The sequence below is a fragment of the Sagittula stellata E-37 genome, from assembly GCF_039724765.1.
Taxonomy (GTDB): Bacteria; Pseudomonadota; Alphaproteobacteria; order Rhodobacterales; family Rhodobacteraceae; genus Sagittula; species Sagittula stellata.
In genome coordinates, this window is the sequence record NZ_CP155729.1 from 2,202,025 (window position 1) to 2,224,412 (window position 22,388).

At 63.4% G+C, this 22,388-nt stretch carries 28 protein-coding genes; 13 read left to right on the plus strand and 15 right to left on the minus strand.

Going from position 1 to position 22,388, the window contains the following annotated elements; genetic code table 11:
• Window positions 1-27: 27 nt before the first annotated feature.
• Entirely contained in the window at window positions 28-150 is a 123-nt protein-coding gene (locus ABFK29_RS10465; protein WP_005857706.1) for a hypothetical protein, read from the plus strand.
• A 154-nt stretch (window positions 151-304) separates the two neighbouring features.
• Here ABFK29_RS10465 and ABFK29_RS10470 read toward each other — a convergent pair whose 3' ends face one another.
• Together ABFK29_RS10470 and ABFK29_RS10475 are read right to left on the minus strand one after the other, a co-directional pair.
• Window positions 305-1,708, minus strand: a complete 1,404-nt coding sequence (locus ABFK29_RS10470; protein WP_005857707.1) for a methyl-accepting chemotaxis protein — start codon at window positions 1,706-1,708, stop codon at window positions 305-307.
• Window positions 1,709-1,758: 50 nt separating this feature from the next.
• Window positions 1,759-2,211 carry an iron-sulfur cluster assembly scaffold protein gene (locus ABFK29_RS10475; protein ID WP_005857709.1) on the minus strand — a complete coding sequence of 151 codons (453 nt, stop codon included), beginning with the start codon at window positions 2,209-2,211 and terminating at the stop codon, window positions 1,759-1,761.
• A gap of 74 nt (window positions 2,212-2,285) precedes the next feature.
• Here ABFK29_RS10475 and hisI point away from each other — a divergent pair, with 74 nt between their 5' ends.
• Window positions 2,286-2,645: a phosphoribosyl-AMP cyclohydrolase gene (gene hisI / locus ABFK29_RS10480; protein ID WP_005857711.1), complete on the plus strand. Its 360-nt coding sequence runs from the start codon at window positions 2,286-2,288 to the stop codon at window positions 2,643-2,645.
• Here the strand turns inward: hisI and gluQRS are convergent.
• From gluQRS to ABFK29_RS10500, 4 genes are all read right to left on the minus strand, one after another.
• Window positions 2,642-3,493 (minus strand): tRNA glutamyl-Q(34) synthetase GluQRS, encoded by an 852-nt coding sequence (gluQRS, locus tag ABFK29_RS10485; protein WP_005857713.1) that lies wholly within the window; start codon window positions 3,491-3,493, stop codon window positions 2,642-2,644. The two genes, hisI and gluQRS, sit on opposite strands and share 4 nt — an antisense overlap.
• Window positions 3,494-3,664: 171 nt before the next feature.
• The gene (locus ABFK29_RS10490; RefSeq protein WP_005857715.1) at window positions 3,665-3,877 is read right to left on the minus strand and encodes a hypothetical protein; all 213 of its coding nucleotides are present in this window, start codon (window positions 3,875-3,877) and stop codon (window positions 3,665-3,667) included.
• On the minus strand, window positions 3,874-5,232 hold the full coding sequence (trmFO, locus tag ABFK29_RS10495) for a methylenetetrahydrofolate--tRNA-(uracil(54)-C(5))-methyltransferase (FADH(2)-oxidizing) TrmFO (protein WP_005857717.1): 1,359 nt from the start codon (window positions 5,230-5,232) through the stop codon (window positions 3,874-3,876). Before trmFO ends, ABFK29_RS10490 begins: the two co-directional genes overlap by 4 nt.
• 59 nt (window positions 5,233-5,291) lie before the next feature.
• On the minus strand, window positions 5,292-6,077 hold the full coding sequence (locus ABFK29_RS10500; protein WP_005857719.1) for an enoyl-CoA hydratase: 786 nt from the start codon (window positions 6,075-6,077) through the stop codon (window positions 5,292-5,294).
• A 54-nt stretch (window positions 6,078-6,131) separates the two neighbouring features.
• Here ABFK29_RS10500 and ABFK29_RS10505 point away from each other — a divergent pair, with 54 nt between their 5' ends.
• Entirely contained in the window at window positions 6,132-6,557 is a 426-nt protein-coding gene (locus tag ABFK29_RS10505; protein WP_005857721.1) for a PaaI family thioesterase, read from the plus strand.
• 126 nt (window positions 6,558-6,683) lie between these two features.
• Window positions 6,684-6,839, plus strand: coding sequence for a hypothetical protein (locus ABFK29_RS10510; RefSeq protein WP_157136434.1), 156 nt, complete (start codon window positions 6,684-6,686; stop codon window positions 6,837-6,839).
• Between the two features lie 96 nt (window positions 6,840-6,935).
• On the opposite strand, the gene speE is transcribed toward ABFK29_RS10510, so the two are convergent.
• The 3 genes from speE to ABFK29_RS10525 all read right to left on the minus strand — a co-directional run bounded on the left by speE (window position 6,936) and on the right by ABFK29_RS10525 (window position 8,923).
• Window positions 6,936-7,790, minus strand: coding sequence for a polyamine aminopropyltransferase (gene speE / locus ABFK29_RS10515; protein ID WP_005857724.1), 855 nt, complete (start codon window positions 7,788-7,790; stop codon window positions 6,936-6,938).
• A gap of 179 nt (window positions 7,791-7,969) precedes the next feature.
• Complete coding sequence (gene speD, locus ABFK29_RS10520) at window positions 7,970-8,479, minus strand: adenosylmethionine decarboxylase (protein WP_005857726.1); 510 nt, start codon at window positions 8,477-8,479, stop codon at window positions 7,970-7,972.
• A 219-nt stretch (window positions 8,480-8,698) separates the two neighbouring features.
• The gene (locus ABFK29_RS10525; protein ID WP_005857728.1) at window positions 8,699-8,923 is read right to left on the minus strand and encodes a DUF1127 domain-containing protein; all 225 of its coding nucleotides are present in this window, start codon (window positions 8,921-8,923) and stop codon (window positions 8,699-8,701) included.
• A 94-nt stretch (window positions 8,924-9,017) separates the two neighbouring features.
• Between ABFK29_RS10525 and ABFK29_RS10530 the strand changes: the two genes are divergently transcribed.
• The 5 genes from ABFK29_RS10530 (at window position 9,018) to ABFK29_RS10550 (ending at window position 13,191) form a co-directional block, all read left to right on the plus strand.
• Entirely contained in the window at window positions 9,018-10,409 is a 1,392-nt protein-coding gene (locus ABFK29_RS10530) for a PLP-dependent aminotransferase family protein (protein ID WP_005857730.1), read from the plus strand.
• Window positions 10,406-10,939, plus strand: a complete 534-nt coding sequence (locus ABFK29_RS10535) for a GNAT family N-acetyltransferase (protein WP_005857732.1) — start codon at window positions 10,406-10,408, stop codon at window positions 10,937-10,939. The genes ABFK29_RS10530 and ABFK29_RS10535 overlap by 4 nt, the downstream gene beginning before the upstream one ends.
• A 149-nt stretch (window positions 10,940-11,088) precedes the next feature.
• Complete coding sequence (gene rplM / locus ABFK29_RS10540) at window positions 11,089-11,547, plus strand: 50S ribosomal protein L13 (protein WP_005857735.1); 459 nt, start codon at window positions 11,089-11,091, stop codon at window positions 11,545-11,547.
• A gap of 2 nt (window positions 11,548-11,549) precedes the next feature.
• On the plus strand, window positions 11,550-12,044 hold the full coding sequence (gene rpsI / locus ABFK29_RS10545; protein ID WP_005857737.1) for a 30S ribosomal protein S9: 495 nt from the start codon (window positions 11,550-11,552) through the stop codon (window positions 12,042-12,044).
• A 109-nt stretch (window positions 12,045-12,153) separates the two neighbouring features.
• Window positions 12,154-13,191, plus strand: a complete 1,038-nt coding sequence (locus ABFK29_RS10550; RefSeq protein WP_005857739.1) for a glycosyltransferase family 2 protein — start codon at window positions 12,154-12,156, stop codon at window positions 13,189-13,191.
• On the opposite strand, the gene ABFK29_RS10555 is transcribed toward ABFK29_RS10550, so the two are convergent.
• From ABFK29_RS10555 to ppk2, 3 genes are read right to left on the minus strand one after another with little or no spacing between them, the layout of a single operon-like run.
• The gene (locus tag ABFK29_RS10555) at window positions 13,178-14,035 is read right to left on the minus strand and encodes a sulfotransferase family protein (protein WP_005857741.1); all 858 of its coding nucleotides are present in this window, start codon (window positions 14,033-14,035) and stop codon (window positions 13,178-13,180) included. The genes ABFK29_RS10550 and ABFK29_RS10555 overlap by 14 nt on opposite strands.
• Window positions 14,036-14,074: 39 nt before the next feature.
• A complete protein-coding gene (locus tag ABFK29_RS10560) occupies window positions 14,075-14,692 on the minus strand; it encodes a TetR/AcrR family transcriptional regulator (RefSeq protein WP_005857743.1) in 618 nt (205 codons plus the stop codon).
• A 60-nt stretch (window positions 14,693-14,752) separates the two neighbouring features.
• A complete protein-coding gene (gene ppk2, locus ABFK29_RS10565) occupies window positions 14,753-15,637 on the minus strand; it encodes a polyphosphate kinase 2 (RefSeq protein WP_005857745.1) in 885 nt (294 codons plus the stop codon).
• Between the two features lie 121 nt (window positions 15,638-15,758).
• Between ppk2 and ABFK29_RS10570 the strand changes: the two genes are divergently transcribed.
• Window positions 15,759-16,577, plus strand: coding sequence for a L,D-transpeptidase (locus tag ABFK29_RS10570; RefSeq protein WP_005857747.1), 819 nt, complete (start codon window positions 15,759-15,761; stop codon window positions 16,575-16,577).
• An 8-nt stretch (window positions 16,578-16,585) separates the two neighbouring features.
• Here the strand turns inward: ABFK29_RS10570 and ABFK29_RS10575 are convergent, their stop codons facing one another.
• Window positions 16,586-17,548: an alpha/beta fold hydrolase gene (locus ABFK29_RS10575; RefSeq protein ID WP_005857749.1), complete on the minus strand. Its 963-nt coding sequence runs from the start codon at window positions 17,546-17,548 to the stop codon at window positions 16,586-16,588.
• Between the two features lie 19 nt (window positions 17,549-17,567).
• Window positions 17,568-18,488 (minus strand): homoserine O-succinyltransferase, encoded by a 921-nt coding sequence (locus tag ABFK29_RS10580; protein ID WP_005857751.1) that lies wholly within the window; start codon window positions 18,486-18,488, stop codon window positions 17,568-17,570.
• A gap of 125 nt (window positions 18,489-18,613) precedes the next feature.
• Between ABFK29_RS10580 and ABFK29_RS10585 the strand changes: the two genes are divergently transcribed.
• A complete protein-coding gene (locus ABFK29_RS10585) occupies window positions 18,614-19,204 on the plus strand; it encodes a hypothetical protein (RefSeq protein ID WP_005857756.1) in 591 nt (196 codons plus the stop codon).
• Window positions 19,205-19,284: 80 nt separating this feature from the next.
• Here ABFK29_RS10585 and ssb read toward each other — a convergent pair whose 3' ends face one another.
• On the minus strand, window positions 19,285-19,803 hold the full coding sequence (gene ssb, locus ABFK29_RS10590) for a single-stranded DNA-binding protein (protein WP_005857758.1): 519 nt from the start codon (window positions 19,801-19,803) through the stop codon (window positions 19,285-19,287).
• A 174-nt stretch (window positions 19,804-19,977) separates the two neighbouring features.
• Between ssb and ABFK29_RS10595 the strand changes: the two genes are divergently transcribed.
• Complete coding sequence (locus ABFK29_RS10595; protein WP_040604371.1) at window positions 19,978-20,592, plus strand: lytic transglycosylase domain-containing protein; 615 nt, start codon at window positions 19,978-19,980, stop codon at window positions 20,590-20,592.
• 101 nt (window positions 20,593-20,693) lie between these two features.
• Window positions 20,694-21,707 (plus strand): preprotein translocase subunit SecE, encoded by a 1,014-nt coding sequence (locus ABFK29_RS10600; RefSeq protein ID WP_005857762.1) that lies wholly within the window; start codon window positions 20,694-20,696, stop codon window positions 21,705-21,707.
• Window positions 21,708-22,388: the final 681 nt, after the last annotated feature.

A 22,388-nucleotide genomic window follows, 5' to 3' on the forward strand; every position in this document is an offset into this window, starting at 1 on the left:
GTCAACAACGGAACACGGAGTGACCCAATGTTCGACATCGTCAAGACCGCGCTCGACCGACAGGATGGAACGCTTTGGCAGGACACCCTGGGTGCGATCAGCCTTGCGGTGATCCTTCTCGGGGCGCTTCACCTTCCGTCCCTGATCTGAGTTTCTGCCCGCGTGTGCCGGTGCGGGTTGTTGCGTCTCTGTCCCGACGCACACTGCCTGTCCCCTTCGGTTTCCTGCCTGTGACCGAATTCGCCCGACCGGCCCTGACACGCTCCTGACCGCCGCCTCCCGTCCCGGAGTGCGGCGGCTTTTTTTATATCTTGTAGGCCAGGCGCAGACCGCCCCAGTGGCGGCCCGCGACGCAGATCGGAGCGGAGAGGTCTTTCATCAGCACAAACGTGCCGCCACCCATATCCCGACGGTAGACCTGCAGCAGAAACGGATGTTCGTTCCGACCCGCCTTGAGCCCGACCCGGTCTGCGAAGATGCGGCGGTTGCGACAGTTCGCGGCGTTCCATACGGGATCGTCGCCCTGAGGTTTCGAGAATTTTTGGTTGTGCGCCGGAAGGTATCCGTTCCTGTCCACCGCCGCGCAGAACACGATGCGGTCGTCGTGTTTCAGCACGGGTTCCTGAATCGGGGGGAGCAATTCCTCAGTGAGCGCGGTGAACGGCGTGATCACCTGTTCGGGATCGCTTCCCGGCACGGGCCGATAATGTTCGGAGAACAGGTCGTCGAGCGTGATCCTTTCGTCGGCCAAGGCCCGCTCCATCGCCGCGGAGATGCGCCCGGCGATGTCCTGCACCAGCGTGATCATGGCGCTGTCCTCGCCATTGCCGCCAAGGGCCGCCGCGTGCTGGAGGATCGCCTCTGACGTGTCGATCAGGGTCAGGCAGCGCTTGTTCGCTTCGTCCACGCCCTCCGCCACGGACGCGATCGATGCGGCGATGTCATCTGCCGCCCGTTCCGTCATGGAAACGGCAGAGCTCGTGGTGCGCGCGTCTTCCGAAAGGGACCGCGATTCCTGCCGGATCTGTTCGATGCCGTTCTGGATATCGCCCAGGGCCCTGTCGTTTTCCGCGTTCCGTTTCAGCACCTGCTCCGCCTTGTCCGCCGTATCGCGGGCGGTGGTCTGCAGGTTCGACATCCAGTCCGACAGGCGCGCCACGGTCCCGTTGATGGTTTCGGCGGCGCTTGCGGTCTTTTGGCTGAGGTCCTGTACCGCTTCGGCGACGATGGAGAACCGCTTGCCGGCCTGTCCCGCGCGGGCAGCCTCGATCTTGGCATTGATCGCGAGGATATGCACCTGCCACGCAATGTCGGAGATCACCGAGTTCGAAGTTTTGACCGCACCGAGCATGTCTTCCACCACTTGGCCGTCGGCGTCCACGGACCGTACCCACTCCGCCAGCGTCTGAGAGCTTTGACCGGTCTCATGAATGAAGGTGCTGGCCTCCTGCGTTTTTTCGAGCGCAACGTCAGAGAGTTCTGCCATGCGCCGGACCGCCGCCAACATTCGTGCGCTGGAGGTCGCCAGATCCGCCGTACGCGCGCCGATGGCGCTAAGGTCGGACAATTGTCCTTGGCAGCGCTCATCGAGGTCCGACAGGAAACCGGCCACATCGACCGTTTCCCGGCCCAGACCGGTTGCGGCTGCAGTGAGCCTGGTCAGCTCGTCCGCGGCGTCCGGTGTTTTCAAATCGGGATCGTGTTGCATCAGGGGCCTCCTGCACGGACCAGCCCTATCAGCGGAATACGAACAGAAGTTTAAGCGGTGCGGGCTGCCTCTGCCTGATGCGCGGCTTCGCTGGCCGCGTCGAGCGTCAGCATGATCGAGGCATGCCGGTTCTTGTAGCTGGCGGCGGGACGCAGAACCTCAAGGCCATCGAAAGGCGCGGGCGGCGTCGGTCCGTCATGTTTCAGCATCTCGCGCAGGGCATCGCGTGCGGTGTCGATCTCGTCGGCCGTGCGCCCGACTATGGCACCGCCGACGACAGACGCCGCAGCCTGACCGAGCGCGCAGGCCTTCACATCCTGCGCGAAATCCGCCACGCGCCCGTCCTCCATCGTCAGATCGACGGTGACCGTCGACCCGCACAGCGGAGAGCGTTTCTTTACCGTCGCCCCCGGCGCGTCGAGACGCCCCAGGTGAGGGATGTCGGCCGCCAGTTCGAGGATGCGCCCGGAGTACAGTTTGATCAGGTCGGTTTCTGCAGTCATGCCTTTGGCTTTCGCTTGCCTAGGGTTCCCAATACATAGGGGGCCGAGCGTGGCAAGCAAAAGGTTTTTCCTCCATGTCCTTCGATCCTGCGACCTTGGTCTATGACGCAAACGGCCTGATCCCCTGCATCGCCCAGCAGGAGGGCACCGGCGAAGTGCTGATGATGGCTTGGATGAACGCCGATGCCGTCGCCCGCACGCTTGAGACCGGGCGCGTGACGTACTGGTCGCGTTCCCGTCAAGCGTTCTGGGTGAAGGGGGAGACATCCGGTCACACGCAGGCGCTGGTCGATTTGCGTGTGGACTGCGACCGGGACTGTTTGCTGGCCGTGGTCCGTCAGGAGGGCCCCGCCTGCCACACGAATCGCCGGTCGTGCTTTTACACCTCCGTCACGGGCGAGACGGAGACCGAGTTGATGTCGCCGATGGTCTAGAGCCCGACGAGTCTGCGAATATCCTGGGGCGTTTTGCCTTCGTCGCGGTAGGTGGCGATGGCGCGGGCGTCGTCGCGTTTGGCCAGCCGCTTGCCCGCCTCGTCGCGAATGAGCCGGTGGTGGTGGTAGACGGGCGTCGGCAGGTCCATCAGTGATTGCAGCAGCAAGTGTATTTGTGTGGCATCGGCAAGGTCTTCTCCGCGAACCACGTGGGTGATGTCCTGTGCCGCATCGTCGAGCACGACCGACAGATGGTAAGATCCGGGAAAATCCTTTCTGGACAGGACGATATCTCCCACACCTGAGATCAGGTGCCCGGCAGAGACATGTTTCGGACCGGGGTTCACGCCGGTCTCCAGATAGCCGAACACCGGTCGGCCAGCCAGGGCACGCGCCATGTCGAGCCGTAGCGCCACGCCCTTGGGCATCGGCCCCGTCGGCGGTGTGGCGGGGCGGCACGTTCCGGGATAGACCGGGCCATCCGGTCCGATCTTTGGCTCCGCGCCTTCCTGCGGGGCGCTGGCGGCTTCGGCAATATCACGGCGTGTACACGTGCAGGGATAGAGCACCCCGTTGTCCCACAGGGCCCTGAGAGCCTTCATGTAGTTGGGCAGCCGATCGCTTTGCCGCATGACGGGTTCGTCCCACGCGATCCCCAGCCACTTGAGGTTGGCATAGATCCGGTCCTCCCATTCGGGGCGCGACCGGGTGGTATCGATGTCCTCGATGCGCAGAAGAAACGCGCCATTGTCGGCGCGGGCCTTGTCGAAAGCAAGCAGTGCGGAATAGGCGTGCCCGAGATGAAGGGGACCGGTCGGACTGGGCGCAAATCGTGTTCTGAATGTCACGTCATTTCAGATGGTTAAATGTCTTACTTCAAGTCATTATAGGGCGTGCTTGTCGTCCTTGGGTGACATATAGGCAGCGCGCTAGTGGTGTTACGATTGCCCGTGACCGCGGGGGAAACGCGCAAGCGTACTGCCAGCGTGCGCGTAGAGGACGGGTCGCGTCAAGTCCTGTCAGTCGTCGCGACGTCCATACCGGCGCGCACGGCGTTCTTCCCCGGCCTGGTAAATCAGGATCCACGCAAGGAGGATGAACATCGGGTGAGTGAGACCGCCGGAAAAGATGATGGCGGGAACCCAGATGATAAAGACCACAATCGACAGTATGATCCGACCGAGCAGGAGGATCGACAGCGGGGGCAGGAAGAGGGCGAGGACGTAGTTCATGCGGGCTCCTTTTGAGTGGCGAGCCAGCGGCTCCATTCGTCCTTGGCGCGGTCTGTGTAACCCTTGTAGCGCTCGCGGCGCCCCTTGCGACCGCCGCGCAGCCCGTCGAGGGGGCGGAACAGGCCGAAATTGACATTCATCGGCTGGAAGGTCTTGGCTTCGGCGCCGCCGGTGATGTGGTGAACCAACGCGCCATGGGCGGTGTCCTGGGGCACGACAGGCAGCGACCGGCCCAGGATCTCGGCGGCGGCCATGCGACCGGCCAGAAGTCCCATCGCGGCGGATTCGACGTAACCCTCGACCCCGGTCACCTGACCGGCAAAACGGATATTCGGCTTCGACCGCAGGCGCATCTGCGCGTCCAGCAGGGTTGGTGAGTTCAGGAAGGTATTGCGATGAATGCCGCCAAGGCGGGCAAAGCTCGCCTCCTCAAGCCCGGGGATCATTTTGAAAACAGAGGCTTGCGCGCCGTACTTCATCTTCGTCTGAAAGCCGACGATGTTGTAGAGTGTACCAAGCGCGTTGTCCCGTCGAAGCTGAACCACCGCGTACGCCTTTTCCTCGGGCTTGTGCGGATTGGTCAGGCCAACCGGCTTCATCGGGCCGTGGCGCAGAGTCTCGCGGCCACGTTCCGCCATCACCTCTATCGGCAAGCAGCCGTCGAAATATGTCGCTGTTTCGCCCTCGTGGAACTCGGTCTTGTCGGCGGCCAGAAGCGCGTCTATGAAAGCCTCGTACTGTGGCTTGGTCATCGGGCAGTTGATGTAGGCCTTCTGCTCTTCCTCCGTTTCGCCCTTGTCATAACGCGACTGGCGCCAGGCGACGTCCATGTCGATGCTCTCGGCATAGACGATGGGCGCGATGGCGTCGAAGAAGGCGAGCCGGTCCGCCCCGGTCTCTGTCTGGATGGCAGCGCCGAGTTTCTCGGAGGTCAGCGGGCCGGTGGCAAAGATCCAATGCCCCTCTGACGGCAGTTCCGACACCTCCTCGTGGCTGATCGCGATATTTGGGTGGTCGGTCAGCGCCTTCGTCACCGCTTCGGAAAACGGATCGCGGTCTACGGCGAGCGCCCCGCCGGCGGGCAGCCGGTGCCGGTGGGCTGTCGAGATGATCAACCCCTCGGCGGTCCGCATTTCCCAATGCAGGAGACCCACGGCGTTCTGTTCGTCATCGTCCGATCTGAAGGAGTTGGAACAGACCATTTCTCCCATGTTGCCAGTGCGATGCGCGAAAGTCTTGACTTGGGGACGCATCTCGTGGAGGACCACGGAGACGCCCATGTTCGCCGCTTGCCAGGCCGCTTCCGACCCGGCCATGCCGCCGCCAACGATGTGGAGTGTATCTGTCTTTGCCATGCGCGGGAGGTAGGCGAAGTCTCCGGCATTTCCAAGTGGGCTTTACGGAAATCCGCCTGTTATTCGGCCCAGTCCGGCGCACGTTTTTCGAGGAACGCGTTGATCCCCTCGTCGGTGTCGCGCCAAAGCATGTTCTCGACCATGACGTTGCCGGTGAATGCGTAGGCCTCGTCCAGGGGCATGTCCAACTGGTCGTAGAAGGCGGACTTGCCGATCTTGACCGCCGCAGAGAGTTTCGAGGCGACGGTTTCAGCAAGGGTCCTTGTCGCGTCGGCCAGCTCTGCTTCGGGTACGGCGGCGTTGATCAGGCCTGCGGCCTCGGCCTCTTGCGTGGTCATGAAGCGGCCGGTGCTCAGCATCTCGAAGGCCTTCTTGCGCGCGATATTGCGTGACAAGGCGACCATCGGGGTCGAACAGAACAGCCCGATGTTGACGCCGTTGACGCCGAACCGCGTGCCCTGCGCCGCCACGGCCATGTCGCACGAGGCGACCATCTGGCAGCCGGCGGCAGTGGCGATCCCGTGGACCTGTGCGATGACGGGCTGGGGCAGGCGGGTCAGGCCGGTCATCACAGAGGCGCAACGCTGGAACAGGTCGGCGAAATAGGCGCGCCCGTCGTCGTCGGCCTGTCGCGCCGCCTGCATTTGCTTGAGGTCGTGGCCCGCGCAAAAGGCCCGGCCCTCGCCGGAGAGGATCACCACGCGCGTCTCGTGGTCCTCGGCCAGAGCGTCGATCTGTTCCTGCAGGGCGGCGAGCATCTCGTCCGACAGGGCGTTGAGGTTCTGCGGTGTGTTCAGACGCAGATGGGCGATGTGACCGGTGTCGTGGCGTTCCAGAATGGGCATCTTGTCCTCCCTTTTGCGGCAAGGTTAGCTGCGGTGAAAGATGGAGGAAAGCGAATGCCTGTGATGACCGCCGAAGAGATGACGGAATTCCTGGACGAGGTGTTTCCGCAGGTCAGGGGCATGTTCGGCATCGACGAGCTGAGCGACAGCCGGATCGCCATGCGTCTGGTGAACGACGAAAAGCACCTGCGGCCCGGTGGTACGGTGTCCGGCCCGGCCATGTTCAGCCTGGCGGACGTGGCCGCCTATGTCGCGGTTCTGGCCAACGTGGGCCGGCAGGCTCTGGCCGTGACGACGCATTGCTCCATCGACTTCATGCGCAAGCCAGCGTCGGGCGTGGACCTCCTGGCCGAGGCAAGGGTGTTGAAGATGGGAAAGGTTCTGGCTGTGATCGACGTGCTTCTTTTCAGCGAAGGAAGCGACAAACCCGTCGCCCACGCCAGCCTGACCTATTCGATTCCACCCCGTCCGTCGGCTTGACCGCTCTGTGGCGCGCACGCCACGGGTGACGCCAAGTGCCGTGTTGCGGGAACGCCGCGCTTGGTTTCGCGTTTACCCTCCACAAGCGACGCCGCAAACCGTCGCACTGTTGAAAGGAGACACGAGATGAATATTGGAGGACTTATTCGCCGCGCCGTTGGCGCCTTCGCACGGTCGCGCACGCATGACACCTACCGTGGCCACAGCACTCATGGTCATCACCGCAGCGCCGAGGCTCAGGTCGCCCGCGGGCTGGAGCGCATGGCGAAGAAAAAGCTCTGATTCATCTCGCAGTGAGGCGATCCGGGCGCGTCTGGTCAGGCGCGCCCTTTTGCTGCCCGGTTGGTCTGGGCCCGGGGCAAAAGCGGGGCTTTATCGTCAAGGGATGAGTTTCCGGATGTAGCCGGGCAGGGCGAAGGCCGCCTTGTGGACCTCTGCGGTGTAGTATTGCGGACGGATGCCGCTGGCGCAAAAGCGGGTCTGAAGGGTGTTCACGTCGGTGTGGCGGGCACCGCTGTCGGTTCCCCAACCGAATGCCATGGGTCCGCCTGCGTAGCTGGGCACTGTCGCAAGGTAACATGTGGCGTCGGCAAACAGCGCCTGGAAGGCGCGCATCGTCCGGGTCAGCTCATCCCCTTGCATGAAGGGCACACCGTTCTGCGTGACGATGATCCCGCCGTCCTTCAAAGCCTTGCGGGCATCGGCATAGAAGGTGTTGGCATACAACGCTTCGCCGGGACCGATCGGATCGGTGGAGTCGACGATGATGACATCGTAATCGCCCGTCGTGGTCTTCATGAAGTCCGCACCGTCCGCGATCACCAGATCCAGCCGGGGGTCGTCGAAGGCACCGTTGCTGATCGTGGGAAGGTAGCGTTTGGAGAACTCCACCACGCCGGGGTCGATTTCGACCATCGTGACGTGCTTGACCGTCTTGTGGCGCAGTGCTTCGCGAGCCATGCCACCGTCGCCGCCGCCCACGATGCAGATCCGGGTTGCCGCGCCATGGGCGAAGATCGGCACATGCGTCAGCATCTCGTGGTAGATGAAGTTGTCCCTTTCGGTAACCTGAACGACATCATCGAGCGTCAGCACCCGACCGAAGGTTTCATTCTGTATTACACGCAGGCGCTGATGGTCGGTCTGGCTGTCGTACAGAACATCGTCGACCCGCATCGCCTGAGCGTAATCGCCGTGCAACTGTTCTCGCATCCAAAGCGGTGTGTCGTCCATGGTCTCCTCCCTCCCCTTGGCCCACAATTAGCGCAACCACATGATTCCACAATGGCGCCGACGCCGTAGGCTGCCCCGGGGAATACGAATGTGAGCGCACGTAAAGGGGCGCGTCGGCCCGGGCCGACACGCCGACAGGGGTGGCGTGTCGGGTATTCTGTCGGGGACACCCGGTTGCGTCAGGCTGCGATACCGGCCTCGGCGACGACACCTTCGCCGCGCTTGAGTTCGCGGACACGGACATCGCCGGTTGCGAAGGCCTTCGCCAGAACGTCGACGGCCAGCCATGGCTTCGCGTCACCGCACATGAAGACGTCGAATGCGCCGTAGCCGATTTCAGGCCACGTGTGGACCGAGATGTGGCTTTCCGCCAGCACGGCCACGCCGCTCACGCCCTGGGGGCTGAACTTGTGCGTGTGGATGTGCAGCAACGTGGCGCCACAGGTGTCCACACAGTCGCGGAAAGCCTGCTGGATGCGCGACTCGTCGTCGAGTCCGACACCGTTCACCACCTCGATGATGAGGTGGGTGCCGGCAAAGACGGCGCCATCGCGGCGGATAAAGTGGTCATCGCGGCTTTCGTCGAACACGTCGCGCGCGGTGGTTTCGGGACATGTCCCGGTCGTGTCTTCCTCGTGGGCGCCAGTCTCCAGACCGTACCCCAGTTGGAAGAGGTTGATGTCCTTCATGACATTCGCCTCCTCAAGCCAGTAGTGCGTTCCAGTCGGTTCCTTAGCGCCCCCCTGACCGGCAGGGTTGGGATCGGTCCCGAAAGTCCATCTCACCTAAAGGGTGGGGACGCGTCGATCAAGTGGCAATTCTGCGGGTGCGAAAGATTATGCCGGCGGACGGGAGTGATGCCCGCCGGCGGCCCCGGAGCGAGGGGTCCGGGGCTTTGTCTGGCGGGGTTACTGCCAGAACTTGCGGTTGGCTTCCTGCCGCGCGGTGAGCGCGTCGATACCCACGTCTTTCAGCATATGCGGGTCGAGATCGGCCAGCGCCTGTCGCGTGCGCCGTTGCTCAGCCCATTTCGCCGAGACGACCGCAACACGCAGCGCCACGCTTGCCACCAGCGGGAGCGGGCGGCTCTTGTCGAGGTAGGTCAGTGCTTCACGCGTGACGATCTGTGTCATGGGTATCCCTTTCAATTGTATTGACACAAAGTACCTGTATTTGGTATTTTTATTGATACAATGCGCTTTCATGAGGGTCGAGACAATTATTGTGATGGATACAATTTCAGATCTCTATGGGTTGCAGGATGCAGGTCCCAAGTATCGGGCCGTAGCGGGCGCACTGAAAGACGCGATTGCGCAGGGCGATCTCGGTGTCGGTGACCGGCTGCCCCCTGTCCGCGAACTCGCCTGGCAACTGAAGATCACCCCCGGTACGGTCGCGCGTGCCTACACCATCCTGACGGACGAGGGCCTTCTCGTGGCCGAGGTCGGTCGTGGCACCTTTGTCGCCGACCGGACACGGCCGCAACCGCCCGGTCCGCTGCTGAGCTTCGACGAGACGACGCCTGACAACATCAACCTTTTTTATTCGCGGCCGCCGGACGTGGGGCAGGTGGCCCTGATCAGCGACGGCATGCGCCGGCTCGCCGACAAACCGCGCCATTCGCTGATGGACTATCCCTCTGCCGAAGCCTACGCGCCGGCCCGCAGGGCTGTGTTGCGCTGGTTGTCCGATGCGGTTCTGGGGCCTGCGGACGAGGACCAGATCGTCCTGTCGCATGGCGGTCAGTCCGGCGTGTCGCTGGTGATGCAGGCCGTGTTGCGCGGACCGTCACCGGTGGTGCTGGTAGAGGAGGTCTTTTACCCCGGCTTCCGCCGCGCGGCACAATTGGCGCGGGCGGAGGTTGTGCCGGTGCCGATGGACTCGTACGGATTGATCCCCTCTGCGCTCGATGAACTGTGCAAGAAGCACGATGCGCAGGTGCTTTGTACCAGTGCCGAAGTGCACAATCCGACGGGATTGTTCACGCCGCCCGAGCGCAGGGCCGAAATCGCGAAGGTTGCCGCGCGCCACGGGTTGAACGTGCTGGAAGATGACTGCTACCGGCTGGGCCCGTCGCGCGCGCCGACCTACCGCGCGCTGCTGCCGGATCTCGGCTGGTACGTGAACTCGCTGTCGAAGACGCTGGCGCCCAGCCTGAGGATCGGGTTCGTCGTCGCCCCGCCGTCGCAGGCGCGGCGGTTGCGACAGACGGCGGAACACGGGTTCTTCGGGCTGTCAGAACCCTTGGCCATGCTGGTAGAGGATCTGTTGCAGCGGGACGAGACCTACGAGGTAACGATCCGCGCCCGCGAAGAGATCGCCCGTTACGTCCGTGTCGCCGTCAACGTGCTCGGGCGATATGACCTGACCTGGAACGAACAGGTGCCATTCCTCTGGTTGAGACTTCCGCAGGGCTGGCGCGCGGGATCCTTTGCGCAGGCAGCCGAGGCGCAGGGCGTGCGCATCCGCGCGGCAGAGGAATTTGTCCCACGCGACGGATTTGTGCCCCACGCCGTGCGGATCGGCGTGAACGCCCAACTGTCGCTCAAGACCTTCGAAACGGCAATCTCGCGTCTGCGGGACATGCTGGATAACCCGCCCGAACGGATGACCGTATGACCTGGGTCGCGGACCTGCCGACCCGTATCGTCGGCGCAACGCTGGAACTGCGGTCGCTGACCGAGGCGGATCGTGACGAGCTGTTCAAGGCAGCCTCCGATCCGGGGATCTGGGCGGGGCACCCGGCCAGCAACCGCCATGAACATGCGGCCTTCACCAGCTATTTCGACCACCTCCTGGCCTCCGGCGGGGCGTTCGTCGTGCGCAAACGAGACGGCGGGCAGGTCATTGGCTGTTCACGCTTCTATGAACCGCCGGAGACGCCGGGTGGCATCGCCATCGGCTCCACCTTCCTCGTGTGCGAGGCTTGGGGCGGTGCGGCCAACCGGGAACTGAAGGCGCTGATGCTGGGATGGGCTTTCGAACGGCAGGACCACGTGTGGCTGCACATCGACCCGGACAACGTGCGATCCCAACGCGCCACGGCCAAGCTGGGCGCACGGCTGGTGACAACGGCAGAGCTTGTTTTGGCGGGCAAAAGGGGGCTGCGGCAATGCTGGCGGCTAGATCGTCGCGATTTTATGGGGTAAATAGATACCGTAATTCTAAGACATTGATTTATAATTGAAAAATAGGACAAAGCGCGCTTGACGTGACTCGGGGGCGGCTTTATGAACCTTCCATCGAATTTCGGGCCGGGGGTCACCTCGGCCCTTCTCTATCGAAACGGACGACACACATGAAAACCTTCTCTGCAACTCCGGCAGACATCGACAAGAAGTGGATCGTGATCGACGCCGAAGGCATCGTTCTCGGTCGCCTCGCTGCGATCGTCGCCACACGGCTGCGCGGCAAGCACAAGCCGTCCTTCACCCCCCACATGGACATGGGTGACAACGTCATCATCGTGAACGCCGACAAGGTCCAGCTGACCGGCAAGAAGCGCGAAGAGAACTTCTACTGGCACACCGGCCACCCGGGCGGCATCAAGTCCCGCACGAAGGCACAGATCCTTGAGGGCGCACACCCCGAGCGCGTCGTGTTTCAGGCCGTCAAGCGCATGCTTCCGGGCAACCGCCTGTCGCGCCAGCTGATGACCAACCTGCGTGTTTATGCAGGCGCGGAGCACCCGCACGATGCCCAGAACCCCGAAGTTCTGGACGTCAAGACCAAGAACTCCAAGAACACCCGGGTGTAATCATGGCTGAACAGATCAACTCTCTTGATGACCTCGCCAAGGCCGTGACCGACGATATCGGTGCAGTCCAGGGCGTCGAAGAAGCCCCGCGTGAGCCGGTTCGCGATGAACTCGGCCGCTCCTACGCCACCGGCAAGCGGAAGGACGCTGTCGCACGCGTCTGGATCAAGCCCGGTTCCGGCAAGGTTATTGTGAACGGCAAGGACCAGGACGTGTACTTCGCGCGCCCTGTGCTTCAGCTGATCCTCCGCCAGCCGTTCCAGGTTGCCGGCGTCGAAGGCGAATTCGATGTGATGGCCACCGTGAAGGGCGGCGGCCTAACCGGTCAGGCCGGTGCGGTCAAGCACGGCATCTCCAAGGCGCTGCAGCTCTACAACCCGGAACTGCGGTCCGCACTGAAGGCCGCCGGCTTCCTGACCCGTGACAGCCGTGTGGTGGAACGTAAGAAGTTCGGTAAGCGCAAGGCGCGCCGCTCGTTCCAGTTCTCGAAGCGTTAAGTTTCTTGCCGGGTGCGTCACGCACCTTGTGGACAATGCAAAGGGCGGCCCCTTGGGTCGCCCTTTTTGCTGCTTCCCGCGTCGCGCGGGGTGGGGTAAGCCTCGGCGCATGTTGAAGGTGACGATAGAAGACGCCGGGGATCTTGCGCGTGTCGTACACGGGACGGTCGATCCGTCCCGTCTCACATTGTTTTCCACGATGAAGAACGAGATGGCCTTCCTGCCCGCGTGGCTGGCCCATCACCGGTCCATCGGATTCGATCAGTTCCTGATCTGGGACGACGCCTCGGACGATGGGTCGTTCGAATACCTGTCGGCGCAGGACGACGTGGTCGTCATGCAATCCGAACTGGGGTTCGGGGATGCCGTGCTGTACCGGGACCCGGATGGCGTCGAGAGGGAAGACCGCGTCGGCACCTATTTCAAGATCGCGCTGCCGCACCTGTTCTTTGACGGAGCATACGTGGGTTATGTCGACGCGGACGAGTTTCTGCTGCTGCCGCCCGGTGTGACTGCCATCTCGGAGGTCGTGGCACGGCTGAACCGCGAAGGCGCGCCATCAGTCGTGGCCTCGGTGGTCGAGTACTTCCCGGCCTCCGTCTCCGGCCTCAGCGGCGCCGTTCCTCAGACCCTGAACGGATTGTTCGCGGCCTATCCGTACTTCGAGGCGGAAAAGCTGGTCGATCTCATTCCCGGCGCCCAGCCAAGGCTTGTCGGGAAGGCGAAGACAACGCGCCTTTTCAATGCCTTCTCTGTCGAACCCAAAGTGGTTCGAAGCGGCTGGCAACGGGTCTGGATGTCGTCCAGGGCCAAGAAAGCGCAGCGGTTCCAGAAGTCCGCTCGGCACAAGACGCCGCTGGTGCGGCGGGATGCACAGACAAGACTGACCGGTTCGCACTACGCCAATCAGCCGCCGTCATCGGATGTCCTGCTGTGCGTGGCGCATTTCGTTTTCACCGCGCAATTCGCCGAAAAGATCGCCCGGGCGACGGCGTGGGGGGCGCATGCCAACGGGGCTGCCAAGTACCGGTACTACGCGGAACTTCTCGATAAGATGGCCGGTGTGGACGATGGGTTTCTCGACGGGAATTCAGTGGCCTACGAGGGGCCAGAGCAACTCGTCGCGGCGGGCCTCATGCGGTGGTAAGCGCGTATTTCGCCGACGGCCACAGCGTCGCGATTTGCGGAAAACGGACGGCCACGGTTTCGTAGACCGGGCGATAGTGCGCCGCGATCTCGGCCAGCACCTCCTCCGGCACGCCGCTGCCCTTGGCCCGCGCATTGACCGCCTGACCGCCGGCATCCGCGTCGACCGGCACGTGGGCAAACTCGGCCAGTGCGGCGATTCCCTTCGGCGTGAACAGCTCTTCGAACAGGCAGAGATGGCTGTCCCGCGATTCGAAAACCTGCGAGATGGCGGCCATTGTCCGGTCGTAACGTGTGCGTGCCTCCGCCTCTGCGCCGGCGTAGAAGGCAAGAAGCGGCTCGGTGTTGTCTTCGGAGGATGGCAGGCGGCCCTTGGCCATTTCCATGCGCATGTGCGACCGGATGCGATCCACGGGATCGCGCATTGAAAATAGAACCTTGACTGCGATTCCACGCCGATCGAAACCGTCCCTGATCCGGGTCAGAGTCTCGGGCGGCAGGGCTGCGTAAGACGGGCTGATGTCGCCGGTCCGCACGGTGCCGGGACGGTCGAGCAGCCGGGCGAAGTAGTCGAAATACGCGTCTGGGTCCGATTGCAGACGCCAGCGCAGATGTTGGGCCGGCTCCGATGCGCCGACGCCTGTCTTGGCCTTGGCGCGCAGTCGTTCAACAGGGGAACGCGCCGCAACCTTGTAGCGGGCAAAGACGCCGCCCAAGGTGTGCTCCCAGATCTGATATTCCCCCAAACGCCCGAAATCCGAACCTGATTGCCGCGCCAGATAGGCCTGTATCCAGGTAGAGCCGCATTTCTGGCCACCGAGGCCGAGGTAGAATATCGGGGTCATGGCGTCCTCCGGCAGTGTCGGGCGATCAGGGGTTTCAGGTCAGTTGTCCGGCGGCAAGAGGCCCAGGCCACGAAGATACACGCCGATGCCGCTTTCCAGAAGGTCCTCGGGGGGGAAGGGGGACTGTGTGCCCGGCGAGTTTCGGGCGAACAGTTCGACGACACCGTGTGACAAGGCCCAGATATGGGCAGAGAACATCTGCGGCGGCGGGCGTTTTTCCGGCGGGATATGTTGTGACAGTTCGGCGGCGGCGCGTTCCAGGACGCCCCGCGCGCGGGCCGAGATCTGCGCCAGTTCCGGAGAGTGGTTCACGGACACGCCGCTTTCGAACATCGCGATGTAGTGTCCCGGATACCGCCTAGCGAACGCAAGGTAGGCGCGGCCCGTCGCCTCGAACGCCGACAGCGCGGACGGCTGACCCTTGTCGTAGGCGTATTGCATCACGTCGGCGAATATCTCGTAGCCCTGGCGCGCGGCCTCGGCGATCAGGTCTTCGCGGCCCGCGAAATGGCGGTAGACGGCCGCGGGTGTGACCCCGGCCTGCTTGGCCGCCTCCGAAAGGGTGAAGCCGGTCGGGCCCTTTTCTTCGATCAGTTGCAGGGCCGCTTCGACCAGCGCCTGCCGCAGGTTGCCATGATGGTAGCCGCGTTTGCCCATGTTCCGGGGACACCTCCGTTTCTCAGGGACTTAGCCTGCGCAGGGCGGCAGGGAAAGGGTTCAGGCGTCCCAGAGGTCGGGTCCACCGCAAATCGCCGGGTCCGGATGGCCAAGCGCCTGCTGGTCCTTCCTGGAATAGTCGAGATGCGTCAGCACATGACGGATGGCGGACAGGCGAGCGCGTTTCTTATCGTCGGACCTGATGATCGTCCAAGGCGCGCTGGCGGTATGCGTTCGATGCAGCGTCTCTTGGATTGCGGCGGAATAGGCATCCCACCGGCTGAGGCCTTCGACGTCGATCCGGCTCAGTTTCCATTGCTTCAACGGATCGGATTCGCGTTTCAGAAACCGGCGGAGCTGTTCGGCGCGGCCTACGTTCAACCAGATCTTGAAGAGGTGGATGCCTTCGTCGACCAGCATCTTCTCGAAGTCCGGCACCTGTGAAAAGAAATGCTCCCTCTGTTGGGCGGTACAGAACCCGAAGACATGTTCCACGACGCCGCGATTGTACCAGGAACGGTCGAAGAACACGATCTCGCCGGCGGCGGGCAGGTGGTCGACGTAGCGTTGGAAGTACCATTGCGTCGCCTCCCGGTCGGTCGGTTTGGGCAGAGCAACGACACGGGCGCCGCGCGGATTCAGGTTCATGCGGAACCGAGCGATGGTGCCGCCCTTGCCAGCAGCATCGCGGCCTTCGAAGACCATGGCGATGCGATGGCCTTCCTGCTTGGCCCATGCCTGCATCTTGACCAGTTCGATCTGCAGCGCCTCAAGCTCTTTGTCGTAATCCTTGCCGGACATCTGCTCGGCGTAGGGATAGCCCGCATCCAGAATATCTTTCTTGTCCGCCGATGAAATGGACGCCTGCACGTCCTTTGGTGCATCGTTTTCGGCGTATCGTGATATGGCACCGTCGAAAGGCAGGTCTTGAGGCATGATTTCCATCCGTTTCGCTGCCGTGATTATGGCTTTCCGGGTCGAGGATGGCAAACTGCGCCTGCCCGTCGGAACAATCCAGCCAGAACAACCGTTTGCCTTGCGAAGACTACTGGAAAGGCATCCCCTGATGACATACGTCCCCAAACCGGTCGCCGGACTGGTACTTCTCTCGCTTGTCGCGGCCTGTGCACGTCCGCTTCCGCCGGTTTCGGACGGTTCGCAGGTCCAGCCACAGCCGACACCCAACGTGGCGATGACAGAGAACGGGTATCTGGCCGAAGTCGAGGTTCTGCCGCCGGAGCCGCCGCGCAAGCGTCCGCTTCGGCCCGCGACGCGCTCGATGTACATGTCGACGCAGGACAACGGCATGACGATACCTGCCGTACCGGAGAAGTACCTTAGCGAGGAAAAGAAGCGCCAGCTTGTCGACTACTACGCGCCGTATCCGGCCGGCACGATCATCGTCGATCCGGTGGCCACCAAACTGTATCACATTCAGGGCAACGATCGGGCGATGCAGTATACGGTGGCGGTCGGCGCCGCGGGGCGCGCTTTCCAGGGCGAGGCGAAAGTGGCCTATCAGCGCGACTGGCCGACATGGACGCCGACGCAGAACATGATCCGGCGCGAGCCCGAGGTCTACAACCAGTTCAAGGACGGCATGGAGGGCGGGCTGGACAATCCGCTCGGCGCCCGCGCCCTGTACCTCTACCGGAACGGCAAGGATACGCTCTACCGTATTCATGGCACGCGCAGCCCCGCGTCCATCGGGCACGCGGTTTCGTCGGGCTGCATCCGGCTGTTCAACCAGGACATCATCCATCTTGCAGAGCAGGTGAAGAACGGCGCGCGGGTGATCGTGTTGAACGAGAGCGAGACGGGCAAATACCTTCGAGCGCCGTCGGATGTGGTGCAACTGGCCGAGGATGCGATCAACGCGGGCTGAGGTCAGCCCTAGTCTCGCTTCCCGGCGCGTTCAAGCGCGCGCCGGATCGCTTCGACCACGGCTCCTTCACGGACGTGATGCGGCATGTGTCCGATGCCATCCAGCACAGTGAGCCGTGCATGGGGCAACCGCTCCGCCAGCGGTTCGGAGTGGATGTGCAGGCCGACCGTCTTATCGGCGGTCCCATGGACCAGCTCCACCGGCATGGACGATAGAACATCATAGCGCGGTTCCAGCTCGGCGATCTGATCGAGCAGACCTGCGCGGTGCAGGGCATTTGTCCTGAGCGCCGCGCGGCGGATAGTCAAGGGGGCGCCAATGTGGCTGTCGTAGCCGGGGGGCATGTCCTGCGGGTCGAAGACGGATTCCACCGCGCCCTGTACGTAGCCGGACGGAACCCAAGCTGCCTCGAACGGGATGGCGAGCGGCCCAAGGATCGGATGGGAGTTCACCTTGTAGAGCCACGACATGCCGCCGTCCCACGGGTGGGACGGGCTGGCCGTCAGCACGAGGGCAGAGATCGTCTCGGGGAATTCCACGGCCCATGCCAGCGCGACGGATCCACCATAGCTCTGCCCCATCAGCACCGGCTTCTCCAGTCCCAGCGCCCGGCTCGCGGCAGAGAGCAGCGCGGCCTGCTCGACGATGGTTTCACCGCCGTCATGCAGCCGGTCGGTGTAGCCCATGCCGGGCCGGTCGAAGGCTGTGACGCGGAAGTCCTTCGCCAGCCGGTCGACCAGCGAAAAGGTCATGTCGCGCAGGTTGCCCGACATGCCGTGGATCAGGACCACGTCGGGGCCTTCGCCCCTTGTCACGTAGTGCACACGCGTGGTGCCGACCTCGACGAATCGGCCGGACGGCGGAAAGGCGGCTCCTGCCGCGCGCTCGCGCAGACCGGCGCGCAGATGGCTCAGCCCCCACGCCGCCGCAGCGAAAGCCAGAACGTAAGCAGCCCACATCAGCGGTTTCACCTTCCCTCCGTCGTGTCGCTCATGACCCGATGGAGGTCAGCTCGTAAGGTGTGGACTGGTAGATCTGGTTGATCCAGTTGCCGTAAAGGAGATGCGCGTGGCTGCGCCAGCGGTTCTGCGGTGGCTTTGTGGGATCGTCGCCGGGATAGTAATTCGCAGGCACATTGATCGGCTTCCCGGCGGCGACGTCGCGGTCGTACTCTTCCTTCAGGGTGCCGGAATCGTATTCCAGGTGGTTGAAGATGTAGATCGCGCGATGCGCCGGGTCCTCGACAAGGCAGGGACCGGTCGTCTCGCTGTCGATCAGGATGGGCAGGCCGGCGGCAGCGATTTCGCCGCGGTTCATCTCTGTCCACCGGGAGACGGGGATGACCATGTCGTCGGAAAACCCGTTCAGGTAGGGCGACGTCGGGGCCTGGTTGATGTGACGAACCGCACCGAAGGCCTTGGCATCCAGCATGTGCTTGGGCACGCCGTGAAAATGGTAGATCATCGCCATCCCGCCCCAGCACACGCCAAAGGTGGAATGCACATGGGTCTGGGTCCAGTCGAAGACCTGGGTCAGCTCCTCCCAGTAGGTGACCTCTTCGAACGGGAGGTGTTCGATTGGGGCGCCGGTGATGATCAGACCGTCCAGCTTTTCGCCCGAGTCGGCCACCTCGGCGAAGGGGCGATAGAACGCCTCCATGTGCTCGGCCGCGGTGTTCTTGGTCTGGTGCTCCGTCATGCGGATGAGCTGGAAGTCGATCTGCAGAGGCGTCGCGCCGATCAGGCGGGCGAACTGGTTCTCCGTCTGGATCTTCTTCGGCATCAGGTTCAGAAGCCCGATCCGCAGCGGGCGGATGTCCTGCCGCGCCGCCTGTTCCTCGGACATGACCATGACGCCCTCGCGCGTGAGCACGTCGAAGGCGGGAAGGTCCGAGGGCAGGCGGATGGGCATGGGTCTGGTTCCTGAGGGTGATTGCGAGGGGCAGACATAGGCCAAGCCTTGCCGCCGAACAAGGGTTGCGCCGACTCGGGGGCTGTGGCCGTAATTCCTAAGGCGTTTTTCTGGAGGGCATTTGAATGAAGTCTTTTGCAGCGGCGTTATCCGTGGCGCTGGCGATACTGTCCGGCGGGGCGGTGGCACAGACCAATTCCTGCATGGGCAACTGCCTTGCAAGCGAGGGGGACACCCCCAGCTACCACGCCTGCATCCGGCGCCTGTGCAATGCCAACCACGTCCAGCCCTCGACGCATATCCCGACGTGGAACGGCGGGGCGATCCAGGATGGTGCGATCCTCTGGGCGGGGATCGACACGCAGAACGGGCAGTCGGGGCTGTACTACTTCTGCCAGCAGGGCGGGATCAGCGACCTCCTGATCCCCGGGACGCCGCCGGGTCAGCAGACCTTCTACCTGACCGTGGACGGCCAGACGTTCGAAAAGACGTTCCGCACGATCACCAACGGCGTCACGGCGACGGTCGTCCCGGAGGAACCGCTGATCCGCGCGATGCGCGGCGGCAAGGGCGTGGTGATCGAAAGCCAGCGCGGCGGCATGGTCATGGGCCTTCCGCTGATCAATGCCGAAGAGGCGCTGGAGGGCGCTCTGGTCGGCTGCGGATTCATGGCGCCGGACGAACGCCCGCTGGGGGCAGGGGAACGGCAGGACTGACAGGCGGCCATAGACCGGGCCGAAAAAAGAAACCGCCGCAGGATGTGCGGCGGTTTTCGTTTGCAGAACGTTGGCTTGCCTCAGAACGGGATCTCGTCGTCGAGATCGCGGGACGGCGCCCGCGAAGGACCCGAGCCGCCGCGGTCGTCGTAGCCACCGCCGCCGCCACCGTAGCTGTCGCCACCGCCGCCATAGCTGTCGCCGCCACCGCCGTAGGAGCCGCCGCCACCGCTACCGCCGCCATCTCCACGGCCGTCGAGAAGGGTCAGTTCCCCACGGTAGGGGCGCAGGACGACCTCGGTCGAATAGCGGTCCTGACCGGACTGGTCCTGCCACTTGCGCGTCTCCAACTGGCCTTCGATGTAGACCTTCGATCCCTTGCGCAGGTATTGCTCGGCGATCCGGGCCAGCGGTTCGGAGAAGATGGCGACCGAATGCCACTCCGTGCGTTCGCGGCGCTCGCCCGTGTTGCGGTCTTTCCAGTTCTCGGACGTGGCGATCCGCAGGTTGCAGACCTTGCCCCCGTTCTGGAAGGTACGCACCTCCGGGTCGCGCCCGAGATTGCCCACGAGGATCACCTTGTTGACGGAACCGGCCATGTTTCTCCCTCTCGAAACCTAGAATCGCATCGGCGAATGTCTGCCGTTTCTACACGCGGTGCAAAGAGGGGGCAAACAGACCGGACCACAGGGGTTCCGATTGAGCGATTTTTGGGTATAGTCGCGCGCAAAGACCAACAGAACAACACGGCGGCAACGAACAAGGGACGAACTATGGCGGGGGCACGCTTGGGAGTCGGCCTGGGCATTTTCCTGGCGATCACAGCCGGAAGTGCAGGGGCCGAAATTCTTTCGACCAAGAACCGCGCGAACCTTTTCTCCTCGCAGACGGGGGTCTTGGACAATCGCGCAGCACAACAATACAAAAGTTCCGTGCGGCTTCAGCCGCCCAAGGTGGTGACGCCCACTAAGTGGGGTGTCGAAGGTGCCGACAACGGCACCGTCCCGAAGTACCGGGGCCGTTACAACGGCGAATACGCCGTTCTCGCGCGGGTCGCGGCCCAGAAGCACGGTGTCCCAGAGGACCTGTTCCTGCGGCTGGTGATGCAGGAATCGCGGTTCAACCCGAAGGCCCTGTCCCACAAGGGGGCCATCGGGCTCGCGCAACTGATGCCCGCGACGGCCAAGGCGCTAGGCGTGGACCCGCACAATCCGGCCGAGAACCTCGATGGTGGGGCGCGCTATCTGAAGATCCAGTACCGCAAGTTCGGATCGTGGCGGTTGGCGCTCGCGGCCTATAACGCGGGCCCCGGAGCGGTCGAAAAGCACAAGGGTGTACCGCCCTACCGCGAGACGAAAAACTACGTGAAGGTGATCTGGGGCAGCTGACCCCGGACCTTCCGCGCGACGCCGCGCTCGCACTTTAATCCCGGGTTATTTCTTTGCTGTCACCTTGTCATGCGAACAACCGTGGCAAGGGATAGAAAGCTATGGGCCGCGCGAAGGTCGGCAAGCGGACGGTTATCGCCGCGCATTGCGCGCGACTGTTCGTCGTGGCCGCAATGATCGTGATCGGCCTCGCCCCCGGCGCGGTCAGGGCCGAAGCATGCAACTTGCCCGCCGGTCTCGTCACACTGGCCCGCACGCTCTCCGCCCTGCCGCAGAAACAGCAAGCGGTCGATACTCTCCTGGCGGAGCGTATCAGCACACAGATGGCGGACCTTTCGGAGTTCGGCATTCTGACCGATCTGCAACGCAACAGTCTTGACGGATTGAGCGGCATCGCATTGGAACTGATGGCGGAAGGGGAGCGGCTCTCCTACGCGGCGGCGCCCTACGATCCCCGGCACCTGCGCGCGATGCTGGCGGAGTTCGAGCATCAGTCGACCCTTGCCTGCAACAGTATCAGCGAAGAAAGCGACGCCGACGGTCCCGGAACTTTCCGCGACGCCGTCACCGAAGGCCGGATCGACTGGGAAGAGGTCGAGAAGATGCTGGAGGAGAACAAGGTCGTCAGCGGAGGCGTCGTGCTCGCAATCATGGTGGTCTTCATTGGCCTTTTGTTCGGGGTCGATCTTGCCATCCGCTGGATCTTTGCGCTGGTCCACAATCGGCGCGCCTGCCGTGTCGGGGCCATCCTGACCTTCGGCGAGGCGGAGGTGCACGGCCTGATCCTGACCCTCGGCCGTGGCGGTTTCCGTTTTCATCCCCGTGATATGGAGGCGTTGCTGGTCGGGGGCGCCGATACTGGTGTGCCGTTCCGACTGCAGGTCGGACAATGCGCCCCTTTCGACGGCCGGATGAGTATGGTCCGCGATCACGTCGTCGACTGCCGGTTCGACGCGCCCCTCACCTTGCGCCTGCAGGCCGAGATCCTCGCGCTCTCGTCGATTTCCCCGTATTATGTCCGCAGGTCGCACGATGGCGGGGAGGAGAGCACTCTTCACCTCGCACGACAGGAACAGGATCCCCCGTTGCCGAACGCCAAGCCGAAGGAAACCTGAAACCGCTGCCGGCAAGGATACATCGAGCTGGCAGACCGCACTTCGCCGGTGGCCGACCCCGGAAGCCCGCAAAGCGCTATCCGTCGCGGAGTGGCGGCGCTTCTCGATCCGCGGCCCGGAAGGCAACCGCCAGCCCGTTTACACCGCGGTGACGGTGACGTCCGACTCCATGCCTGCGAGCTCCGCATCGGAGAGATGGCATCACACTTGGTATCCCTTGGCCAATAGTCTGAACGGTGGCACTTCCTGCTGGCACAAGCCCCCCATGGACCTTGGAGTCCCAACTGCTGCATGTCTGGAACGGGCAGCCCGGCGGCGCTTTCATCATAGATCGGATGTCGCACTATGGAACGGCGCCACCGCCGACTTGCCGCCCCCCGCGTCGCCGACACGCCCCACCGCCTCCACCGGCATCACCCTGACCGAGAAATCCATCACGGTCGGGACCTCTCCAAGTCGGACAAAAAACGAAATAGAAAGGCCGCGGGATCGATACGTGGCTGACAGTCACCTCGTCCCTCTCCGGATCAGGCCTTCATCTTGGCGAAAAATACCTCGGGGGTCCGGGGGCTGGCCCCCGGTTCCCCGGCTTCAGTCACGCACAGCTTCCTCGCGCCGCCCCTCGTTGATCGTGATGCGCCAACCCGGACTATCCGATGGGGTAATCCCCCCCGATCTTAG